This is a genomic window from Pedobacter sp., from assembly GCF_039594775.1.
Taxonomy (GTDB): domain Bacteria; phylum Bacteroidota; class Bacteroidia; order Sphingobacteriales; family Sphingobacteriaceae; genus Pedobacter.
The window spans coordinates 728,775-740,569 of record NZ_JBCNMT010000001.1 but is presented as its reverse complement, the minus strand read 5'-3'; the positions used below and the strand labels follow the sequence as shown (position 1 = coordinate 740,569).

Annotated in this window: 5 protein-coding genes; all 5 read right to left on the bottom strand. The window is 39.2% G+C overall.

The features are described from left to right. Positions 1 to 48 precede the first annotated feature (48 nt). The 5 genes from ABDV71_RS03225 to ABDV71_RS03205 are packed head-to-tail and all read right to left on the bottom strand — an operon-like array spanning position 49 to position 11,082. Positions 49 to 840: a hypothetical protein gene (locus ABDV71_RS03225; protein WP_343530984.1), complete on the bottom strand. Its 792-nt coding sequence runs from the start codon at positions 838 to 840 to the stop codon at positions 49 to 51. Positions 841 to 873: 33 nt separating this feature from the next. Next, positions 874 to 7,275, bottom strand: coding sequence for a hypothetical protein (locus ABDV71_RS03220; RefSeq protein WP_343530983.1), 6,402 nt, complete (start codon positions 7,273 to 7,275; stop codon positions 874 to 876). 36 nt (positions 7,276 to 7,311) lie between these two features. Next, entirely contained in the window at positions 7,312 to 7,692 is a 381-nt protein-coding gene (locus ABDV71_RS03215; RefSeq protein WP_343530982.1) for a hypothetical protein, read from the bottom strand. Positions 7,693 to 7,709: 17 nt separating this feature from the next. Next, the gene (locus ABDV71_RS03210) at positions 7,710 to 8,810 is read right to left on the bottom strand and encodes a DUF928 domain-containing protein (RefSeq protein ID WP_343530981.1); all 1,101 of its coding nucleotides are present in this window, start codon (positions 8,808 to 8,810) and stop codon (positions 7,710 to 7,712) included. A 1-nt stretch (position 8,811) separates the two neighbouring features. Beyond that, a complete protein-coding gene (locus tag ABDV71_RS03205; protein WP_343530980.1) occupies positions 8,812 to 11,082 on the bottom strand; it encodes a hypothetical protein in 2,271 nt (756 codons plus the stop codon). Between the last annotated feature and the right edge of the window lie 713 nt (positions 11,083 to 11,795).

The following is an 11,795-nucleotide window of genomic DNA, read 5'->3' as shown; positions in this document are numbered from 1 at the left end:
AAGCTTAAGTAAGATGGAATAGTATTGTTATTTTAAAAAATCAATGTCCTACATAGAAATTAATTCGTATCCTTTAAAGCGTTGCTGTAGTTGCCATTGCCCCTCTTTTTGCTTAACTACTTCAAAAGGATCATATTTTTTGAGGTCGGCCTCATTAGCTAGCTTGCTAAAACTTACATAAATAAGTTTCCCCCTCCCTTGGCTCTCTGGGCTGGTTTCATTAGCGGTTTTGGTAAAAATCTCCGTCACCTTATGGGTAACCGTATCATAGCTAAGCGAATACTCTTTGTAAATAAGGTGGGCAGGATTAACTAACCTAATTTGGCGTTTGCCGCCTTTTATAAAGCTCGAAAGCTGATAACCTTCATCCTGAAACCTTTTTGGAAATTTGGTCAAATTAAAGCTAGTGCCCGCCATTTGCTTTTGCTTGGATAGCATTACCTTTTTGGTGCTATGGTTAACGTATACATATACGCCCTGCAAGTTATAGGTTTCTGTAGCACCCAAACGGTAGTAGCAATCGTTGTTTTTACGGGCCACAACAAAAGACATTTCTGGCGACAGAACGGTAGAATCCTTTTCCTGCAAAACTTTAACACTTCCCATTTGGAAATACTCTGTTCTCGAGGGATCTATGCTCGACAATAGTTGAGCATATTGCTTTAGAAGTTGCTTATCTGTAGCCTTTTCTATTATCGGAGCATGATTCAGCATCTGACTTTCAGCTTTTTTTGCCGAAAATTTCATTACACCAGTCATTGCCACTACCGCTAATGCCGTAAGCGTTATGGCCATAACAACAACCAATTGGGTAAACCTTTTATTATGATTAATTTTCATATAAGTGCCTATTATAAATTTAGCTCTTGTACATTAGTTCTGCTGACGACGCACGTTAGATTGTCGGCTCTCTTTCACCATTACAATTCCTCTCTCGGTTTCCTTTTTTACGCGAGATAAAATTCCCTCATCATCATATTCGTAAAATGTAGCCAGGTTATTGGCATCCAATTCGGCCATTAATTTGAAGTTAAAAGGGCTATAAGTGTAGGTTTTCATGTGCGAATCTTTTGGATGAATCCTTAAGTCATCTACATAAATGGTTTCACCACTATTAGGTGTTATTTTAATTTGAAGTGCGGCATTATTGGCTAAGTCGCCAAGATCCATTACCCCTACTATCAATTTCCATCCTTCTACAATAGCTTTACAAGTTAGGCTTACTTCAGAAGTATTTTTATGTAGCTTAAAAAACACGCCCTTATCCAGTGGGTGCCCATCCTTTACCCAAGCATTAAATACATATTTATTTGCCCCATATTTTGGTTGAAATCCTGCTGGCAACGGATTGTTTTCAAACGGCTTGATCGTATATATTTTACGGATGGCATCTATATCAAAATATGGTGCGGCTTTATTTTCCTTATCATGTACCGCCGTAGATAAAATAACTCCATCACTAGGTAATTTGAGAGATCTATGTCCCGTATGCGCATTATTGATGGTAATAAATGTTGTTAGTGATGCCGGCGTAGTACTTCCAATGCGCTTTAGGTCGATAGCATTTTCTGAACTAGAAAGCACATCTTCAAAAGTATTTACGTAAATCTCTCTATGGCGGGCATTTGAAGCAACAGCCACTGGCAATTGACCCCCAAAAGCAAAATTTGCTGCACTATATATACCCAGGGCGTTTTTATTTTCCAGCTCCTGCCCTTGTTTGCTGTATTGAGTTATGGTATTGGCCGTTACCCATTTATCTTTATAGGTATTGCTAATTACTGCCCAACCGTTACTAGTATTGCCATTATTGTTCCAGTAGTTGTATAGTTCTGTAAAATGCCCGCTATTTTTAAGTTGTGGAGCATTTGCTTGAATAGTATTGGTCCTATTGGCTTGATAAATTTTTGTTTCCGATGGTTTCCAATTACCAAGATAGCCATGATGATATGGATTAAAAGGAGCCTCAATAGTTTCATAAACGGTATCTATTTTGTGTTCTATTGGTGCGTAATTGTCATAGTAAACCCTATACCTATTCCAATCAGATGTTAAAGGTGAAGGATATACTGGTTGTGGACCACTAATAGAAACACCCCAATCATTCCTATATAAATAAGGTCTATGATCTTCATAACCATTCGAGAAAGCTGATCTTGAATACCATACATATGAATACACTTGTCCGTTTATAATTTTAGTTTCATTGTTCTGGAGAGCCGTTTGATTTTGGTTATTAAAGTCTCGATAAAAAGGATTCTTACCATTTATGAACCACAGCCGCCCTGTCCAATTAACCATATTTTCGGGAATAAAAGCAGGCTTACCAAAAGAATTACTCTTATAAAATTTTATCTCTAAAAGGGCATGGGTTTGTCTCTTATATGACCCCAATCCTCCTCCATAGCCATATTCCTGAGGGTCGCTCTCCGTAATATGCGCCCATATAGATGTTTTGTTTATCTCTTTTATTTTCTGTTCATATTTTTTCTCTATAAAGGCAGGCGCCCATTTTTCATCAAAGGTTGTAACAGCAGTTTGCAAAACTTCATAATCTTTCAAGTTGCCGATATCACTTAATACCAACTTGTTATAGGCTCCCGCATTTACAATGGGGTTAGCCATGCAAATTAGGGAAGATGTGCCTGCGTTAAGCATGTTCCTAAAGCCAGAACGCACAACTTTTACAAATTCAATTGGATCTCCTTCTATTCTTGTTTCTCCATTTTCATCTATCAGCCTCTTTACGCCACCTGTTTCAATAATCCAATATTTTTTATTTTCAGTTTTTCCAATGGCTAGTATTTCATCTCCTGGCATAAACAACGAAGAGAACCTGTTATCTAATGCTCCATTAATACCTGTCGAGAAGTCTTTAATGATGATACCTGTACTCTGATAGGCACCTCCCATTCCTTTATATACCCAATAGGCAGGCAGGTTCACACTATAAATGTCCTGGTTGTGTTCATTTTTTGTACGGCTTATCAGCACTTCACCCGTCAAGGAGTCATAAGCAATATTTTCGCTACTTACCGACGACCCATTTTCTGTCTTCACCACCTCCTTTATAATCCCATAACTTTGAATCACTTTTACAGCACAGGCAGATCTAAATAATTTGTAATCATCGTTTTGGTACTCTGGAAAATGGGGCAAAGGAATAGGGATAATAAAACCCGTCACAATATCAACACCAGTAGCAATCATGGTTCCGTTATTTCGCGATTCCTGTTCCCGCATATCAACAAAAAAATCCGTTTCTACCCCTATGGTTTGATTATTTTTTACCTTTCCATCAGGCATTACAACAGACACCTTGTTATTAAGCTCTAAACCGTCTAAACCACTCTTGCTAGCATGGTAATGGTAAACGGTAGAGGCTATTTCAGCACCTTTGCTATTGAAGGTTCTAAGGGCTTTCGGTTTGCCGTGCATATCGTTAAGCTCAATATTGTAACCTTGTGAAAAGCTCATTTTATCTATACTTGATGCCGATACAAGGCTAAATAACAGATCTGGTGTATCACGGTAAGAATCTATAGTGCTGTATTTTACTTTTACAGGGAAGTCTCTTGCCGTGTAAAATTCATGAACCGTACTACCGGTGGCAGGTGTGCTGCCAAATAAGCTGCCAGGCGCTAAATCCTTTACGGTAACTTTGCTGTATACAATTGAAGGTGCTGGGTAATAAGATTCTCCAAATGGTTCCTCCACCGCAAAAAAGTTACTGGATGCGCCGCTAATTTGCTCAATATAGGGTACGGGCTGTCTTAATGGGTTTTCATCAGCTCCAAGTGTAGGTTCGTTTGCAGCCACCCCACTACTGATCATTTTCCCATCTCGTTCAGTGGTATATTCATAGCGCTGTCCATAAATCTTGTTTTGATTACTGTTTCCGGCCATATCTCCCCAACTATCATCAATCCTAATTTCCTTAACCCTGCTGCCCCCTCCTTTTTTTATACCATTTGTTTTTACCAAACGAACAAAACTACTACTGGCATCATACTCACTAGCAAATCTATTCTCGCTCCACTGGGCCCTGGTGTTAAATTTAACACCTAGTTCGCTAAGATTTTTAAAAGAGCTAATCACTGCCTTTATAGCCTTACCTGCGTCCACATTGGCATCTGGCATATCACTAAAACCTCTATAAGCGTATCGAGGATATTCATTTTTGATTTTTTGCCATGCAGCAACTACAATGGGGTTTACTCCCTCCCTTTTCTCTAATTTTATAATTACAGAGGAATCCCCTTCGTTGCGTACTACCGTATCTATTTTGCTATGTACGGCAATATAATCATGCTCTTTCCCCGTTTCGCTTGGTGCAAAGCGAGTCTTCATTTTAACCAGTAATTTGGCGTAGATATAATCGGCGCCATTTAAATAAGTTTCTTTAAACCATGGGGTAATGTCTCCTTTTTGTTCAGCAGGTAAATCATCAAGTGCAATTTTCATCCCTATGGCCTTAATCAAATCGGTTTCGTCATTCCCTTCTTCATTCACCATTGTTGTCAACGGCATCATCACCATAGCACGTTTGTCCTGTACAAAGGCATAGTCATCCGACTCATAGTCTACACTGATCTTTCCTCCGGTAGGCAAAGTAATCGTTTTCAAATTCCAGGCACTGGCATTCTCATCGGCAGTTTGATTTTGCAAAGAATACGGATAGTATTCATTGGATAAAGCCCCACTTGGGTGTCCTTTATAGGAACCCCATCGGTCAGATGCAGATGAGCTATAAGAAGGATTTTTATCTGCATAATCAAAGGCATAAAAATTGTGCTGCCCTTTGGTAATATTCCCATATTCAAACCATACCTTTTTCAAGGTAAGTTTACCCTGCCCATTCTCTTCCTGGTTAAGAACATTTGGACAGAGCGAATAATCATAAGAAAATCTTACTACTTTGATAGGCTTACTTCTATCTGCCTTGGCATAAAGTTTAATTGCCATTAGCTTCTTTTGTTTAACCGTAGTATTCTTGCCGCCATGCACATCCTCTACACCTAATCCATCGGTACGATCTTCCAAAATAAAATAGGCAATATGTGTTTTTGATTCAATGGAGTGCGTATACCATAGCTCCTTCTCACCATAAACAATAGAACCTTTATCGTCAAAAGGATCGGCTAACAACCCTTTATTTAAAATTGCTTTATTTGCAGTATATGGACTTCGCCATTTATATAGTTTATCTTCTTTGGTATAGTTAAATTTAATTGCATGTCCCTGGTCATTATCCGAAATTCCATCTACACCATCATTATCTTCATAGTCAGGCGACAGTATTCCGGTAAGTAAGTAACTTGTAGCATAAGCGGGCTGTTCCTCTTCATGGTAATAGTAATCAAATCCCTTTTTATGGTTAATATTTGTTCCATTCTTGGTATAAGCTACTTGGTTTTCGTTTGGTGTATAGCCTATACTGCCCAATGCAAAAGAATACTCAACTTGTTTCGTATTATAAACAGGAATCCCATACACTTGCCTTCCTCCATCAGCGGCAGTTACACTAATCTCAGAAATATGATCATTTTTTCGATAGCTAGCGTTAATTTCTTTGATCTTGCCTGGCCCGGTAAAGTTTGCGTCTTTTGAAAGATTGGTGAAAACCCCGCTTGGATACGACCAAAGCTTCTTATCCAATGCAGCTACTCGAGCTTCTTTCGCTGTCAGGTGACTGATAACGCTCCGCTTAGGCTCCATTTTGTTTTTCTTAATTTCATTGGTCTCAGTTCTACCTTTAAAGGGCTCTTGGGCAACTATCCCATTAACACCAATAGAGAGCAAATCTTTTCCCGACAGCATCTTCTGATCAACCAAAGCTTCATCTTCCAATGTTTTTTCACCAACCATTTTAAAATAAACATGATCTTTTGCTGGATTGGCTTCTTCCCTACCTCGGAATTTTCCTCTCGCGAAGTAATTATTTTGATCTTTCCATAATCTTGAGGTAGTTGTTCCACTTTGGTTAAATAAACTTACGCCAGCATGAACACCGCCAAACGGAGGAACTCCAAATCCAACATCAGCTCCAATAGAAGTGGTACTTGCGCGATCTGTGGCCTCATTATCTCCAAAAATACCTGTTGCACGATACAGTCGAAACTGTCCTCCCCCTAATTGATTATTATAAGAAAACAAATCTGGCAAGGGTACCGGAATAGCCATATTAGGCAAGGTAGGAGTTACGGGATTATCTTTCTCCCTCACAAAATCCATAACGGCCAAAGGATTATTTTCAGCCCTATCGGCATATAAGAAACCAAATGCCTGATTGCTAAAAGTACGATTAGTAACTTCTTTTACACTTTTATAGCCTGTAAAACCTCCTCCAAAAAACCAAACAGCAGCAGCAGCCCCAACGTCTAAACTTACCGATGTATATTTTGTTTTAAAGGGTACTTGTATGCTCGGATATATTGGTTCGGTATTATAGCTTATTGAAGATGATAGACCTTGTCGAAAATCAGTATATGCTTTACGGCCTTCTTTTTGTCGAGCCAACATATTACTGGAAAAACTAAGTCCCAAACTCAAGTCTTTTATACCAGATCTTGAATTATAACCTAAACTCGTACTAAGTCCAGCAGAACTTAGCATATTTGTTTTGGCATTTTCACTAATGCGCATATTCATATATGGCGACACATTGGCACTTACGCCGCTTACTGTACTGGACATTAAACCAATACCCAAACCAGCCGTCATTTGGCCATCATTCATCATTGAAAGCGAAATACCGGCATTAGCACCAAGTTCGGCTCCCATTCCGGTATAATTATCATAAAATAAGCCTATTGATAAAGAAGCGCTTGGTTTTGCTTTTTGAGTATTACCCCTACCTCTTAGCTCAGTTTTTCCGGTAATTCTGCCCCCAATGGTTACTTTGGGTTTTACATCATGCGTAATTTTTACTTCATCGCCAGAAGCATCATCCGGCAAGCCCCTAAGCTGTCGGGTAATAGATCCTATATTTAAATTCCACCCTAACCCTACCCAACTGGCTTCTTCTTCCATACTAGCACCCGATTGATAACTCAAATTAATCGGATAACCATCCACTTCCATTAATGGTATGTTATATTTAAAATCCCCAGAACTTACATCTACCAATTCAGTAGTCCCCGCTGGCTGAAAATTAGCCATTTCAGGTTGCGAAGGTCCCGAAGTTAGGGCCCAACCAGTTAGAGGGGCACATATGTTTAAGATCCAAATGGTTAATAGTATAAATGCGATTTTCTTTTCGTAGCGTTTTCTCATTATCAAGATTGAAGAGCTTATAACCTATAAAAATTGTTAGTTTTTGTTTAATTGAATTTTGTATTCCTGTTGCGTAAGATAGCGGTCGTTAAAAACAAAATTGGAGACAGATTGGTGACCCTGATGAAAATACACCATATACTCAAAGCATCCGCTAACACCACTTGCCACAAACTCCACCTGTTCGGCATATTGCTTGATGCCATTGTATGAAAGATAAAAAAGGCTATCGGGAGCAAACAACATCTTGTTATTTTGTGTTGAATTTACTTGCAGCTCCTTATCTATAAACACCCTCACTTTATAAGGGTCGCTAACCTTTTTTGGCTCAAAAAGTTTTACACTAACGGCACCCCGCTCAATTTCATTGTATCCATTTGTCTTTCCCTTACAGCCAAGCAATACAAGAAGTATCATAACTATTCCAAAACGTCTCATTCCTTGTAAATAAACCTTAACTGTTTTACATTTCCATTGGGCAACCAAACCTTTAAAATATAGGTATAGTTATCTTTTAATGCCTTTTCTTCTGATAGATCTATCGCTATCATATTTTTACCTTCCACAAGCTGTATAACAGGTAGCTTTTTAAAGCTTAGCAACGGAGAGGTTACGCAAGTAATTTCATATCGGAGCTGTTGTGATGCATAAGCATTTGCAATGGTTATTTTCAATATTCCTGATGTAATATAATTGTTCCCTCTTGCAAGATCTTCTATCAAACGGTAACCTAAATCTCTGTTTGTAACCTTAGCTACGCTATCTTCGCACTTCATACTAAAAGTCCATACCTCTGATCGGTTAAGTACCGTATTGCCCTTGTAAGCGGTCACCTGCCAAGCATAGCTTTTCCCTTTTTCCAGATCACGGGCTACCGCCGGGTACATCATTAAGTTGGCCGAAATACCTTTTTGGTTAATTAAAGGAAGATTATATTGCAGGGCCTCTATGCCATTTTGTTTATCCTTAATTTCGGTAAGCACCAACTGGTATTGGGCACCTGGTGTCATTGGAAAATGAGGCTGCCAACTTAAAAGAGGTCTTAACTCGCAAATCTCATCTTTGTCATAAGGTTCAACCAAGTTAAGCGGCGCAGCTGGAGTAAGCTCATGCATAAAGCTTTGTTCCAATAGTGTTTCCCGTGTAGAAGCAACCATAACCTTATAATCATAAACATATTGCCCGGAAGGGAAATAGCCATTTTGCTGTAAAAACCGGGCCGCAGCGCCATTGCCAATTTTTACCTGTGCAGTTCTAACTATGGTAGGTGGTACCGTGTTCACCCCTGCATGTATATCAAATGGCTCTGTAATGATGTGTACAACCTCTTCGGTAACCACCTCAAAATCCTGTACAACCATAATTTCAAGCCTAATGTTTCTTTTGGGACCAACGTTAACAATACGCACATTCATTAAGCCATCCAATGTAGATCCAGATATGGCTGGGATAAAATCAATGCTTACTTGCGCCGAAACCATCGAAGAAGTAAAAAGCAGTAACAAAAGAGCGATAAACGCTTTGTAATATCTCATTTTATCTGAAGTAGTATTTAAGTGAAACCTCTGCCCTATTGCTGGCAAAAAGATCTGGGTACAAAGGCGTAATCATATTTTTGCGCACATCGGCATAAAGATTAACCTCCATGTGCTTCCACAAAGAAAACTGTGCATTTTGTTTAATCCCAAATTGCTTGGCCTGGCCAGTATTGTTAAGATAGGTCAATGCTGTAGAAGCCGTTACCTTTTCTAATAGTTTGTACTGCACTGCGGCATCTGCATTCACCATGTCACCCAATATCGACTGACTTCGCAGCTCTTTATTATAGAAAACATTGCCCATTAAGGTAATTTCCCCTAATGAAAGGCTCTGGGTGTAAATGCTTGTTAAAAACTGGCTGGCAGAATTTGCAATAGGATTACTCATATCCTGCAGGCCTAGCACCAAATGGCTAAAGCCCGACTTCTTGAATAGCCTATAGCTGCTACTGGCATCAAACTGATATTTTCTTGAACCATAAACAGACTGCTGCTGTTCAGCACCTACCCCGCTCTTTTGCACACCATTGTCCATATATTTTACTGCAAAATTGAACTTCCTCGAAAACCTGAACCTAGCTTCCATATTAAGGTTATGGTTTTGCCAATGGGCACCGCTAGTTCCGCTTACTGGGGTATTTTTAAAATCACCTCGCAAATTCAGCACTACCTTATTCTTCAAAAAGCCCTTCTTAACCGCTCCACCCATACGCATCCCCATATTACCAAAACCCTGTTGTGCTGGATTTTGGAAACCGATGCCAGAGTAGTTAAAAAAAACATTGGTATTTAATCTTGATTTTTGGTCATTCAAATCATATTTCACACCAAAAGCCATGGTCTCAAAAAGATCGTCCTTAAAATAATTACCAAAAGTATTACGCTCTAAAAGCAGGTGTTCTGAACCAATTTGACCTACATTCCTAAAAGAAGCGGCAGATTTAGAAACCTCCAAAGTAAACTTGCCCATTTTCTCAGAACCCAGTTCCTGGCTAAGCGTCAATGCGGAACCAGACCTGGGGCTAATCCCCGCCGATTCATTCAAACGATAAGATTGTTTTTCGATACTGCCAGTCCAGCTAATACGACTTTTGGCATAACCATTGCCAATTACCGGAACACTTACAAACGTAACCAGCTTGGGAATATTAAAATTAGAATGGGTAAAACCCGCGTCTTTGCTAAAACCAATATCTTGGCTCGACGCCAAGCCCAACTGTAGTGGTCCCTTACTAGTTTGCAGAGAAATAGAGCCCCCTTCTAGAAACAGATCCTTATTCATAAAACTGCCAGGCAATTGCTGCCCAAAGCTACCCATCTCCACATCACCCAGCCTATTCAAAAGACCCTGCCAACCCTTTTGCCTAATATCGTTAATGCCATACTTGGAAGCATAGGCATTTAAATCTGGTTTTAAAGACAGCACTTGTTTTTCAATATCACCAATCCTTTCAGGAGCAATCCCATTAGTTTGCAACAATTGTTTCATCGCCCAAACTTGCTGACTTAGGCTATCCAGCAAACCTTCATCTAATTGCTTACCTTCCTCCAGTTTTACTTTTGCCGCTGCCATTCCCCTGTTCTTCAAACTATCGCCTCGTTGTGTGGCCATGGTTTTCATTTTGGTCCTAAGGGTAGCCTCATCCAATTTCAATAATTCCTCTACACTCCCATATTGGTTAATATATTGGTATACATTAGCATATTGTTGTTGCTTCTCCTTACTCGTTTTCTGAATTTGCAACATCATTTGCTCACGTAAGGTGGTCGAAACCGGTCGCCCATTAAATACACTTTCCTTTAATTGCTGATATTGGTCCAGCTCTGGCACCAACGATTTCAAAAAGGCCTCCCTATTGAATCCTGCTTTAAAGAGATTTCCCCTTAAGGGATTATCCATTAAATTAATCGTTTGATTATTGCTTAACTGTAGATCAATAGGTATTTTAAAAAGCATGAGCTTACCTTCTACCGAATACACAGCCCTATAAGAATTACCAATGCGCTGCATCCCAGTACCCAGAGAAATATCGCTCATCTTAACAGGTGCTGATGATTTTAACGAATCAGACAAAAAAGACAAGGGACTTGCCGAAAACAGTTTACCTTTTTGCTCCTTAAACTCTCGGGATACCTTTTGGGGAATTTTACCAGCAACGCCGCTAACACTATCCAATAGCTTTGCGGACACTGGTTGCTGGGAATTAGCAGCATCCATTACAAGCAGCACCAATAAGGTAGCAGCTCCTAATCGAAAGAGAGCATTCATAGATGAACGTTGATAAATTAAATAGCCTAGTACAAAGGGGGCTTTGTACTTGTTGTTGTTTGGTTTCGACCACCGATGGAATGGTCGGTCCTAAATTATAAATTAGATTATAAAAAAACAAAAACTTAAAATAAATAAAGCAAAATAACGCTGCAGTATCTTTTTCAAAAGCAAATAGTTACAATCCAAATAAACCACAAAGGAGTAAACAAAGTACGAATACCCTTAAAAAGAGCACATCACGCCCCGTATTTCTCCCCTATCTTTCTTAAATTAGACATTTCTTATCAATTTACCCCCATATAAATCCTCAAAAGTCCGTAAAACTCCGTAAAAGTGCGTACAAGTCCTTAGATATGGTCTTAAGCTTTCATCTAGCTTCTCTTCAGCCTGTATTCAGCCAGTATATTTTCAGCACCCCGAAAAAGGTTAACCTCGTTAAAGTAATTTCCTAAACCACTAGTAGCATGGAATATAACCCCAAGTTAAGGCAAGCAAAAACAGCATAAGACACATTACAGGTATCTATCTATATTTTCATCAATACCACATCAAAACATCCTCGAAATTTTTGCGAGGAGAATAGTACCTCAAAAAAGCTTTTTATGACATTAAAACGCTAAGCCTGCCTTTTGTCTATCACAACCCTTTTAGCCGCTCATACTACAGGAAGAAAAAAATCGAAATATTTAAAATTCATATAGGACCTTTTG

Bases quoted from the DNA above. Each gene is read 5' to 3' on its own strand.
- ABDV71_RS03215 (WP_343530982.1), bottom strand. From the start codon at position 7,692: ATGATACTTCTTGTATTGCTTGGCTGTAAGGGAAAGACAAATGGATAC.
- ABDV71_RS03220 (WP_343530983.1), bottom strand. From the start codon at position 7,275: ATGAGAAAACGCTACGAAAAGAAAATCGCATTTATACTATTAACCATT.
- ABDV71_RS03225 (WP_343530984.1), bottom strand. From the start codon at position 840: ATGAAAATTAATCATAATAAAAGGTTTACCCAATTGGTTGTTGTTATG.
- ABDV71_RS03205 (WP_343530980.1), bottom strand. From the start codon at position 11,082: ATGAATGCTCTCTTTCGATTAGGAGCTGCTACCTTATTGGTGCTGCTT.
- ABDV71_RS03210 (WP_343530981.1), bottom strand. From the start codon at position 8,810: ATGAGATATTACAAAGCGTTTATCGCTCTTTTGTTACTGCTTTTTACT.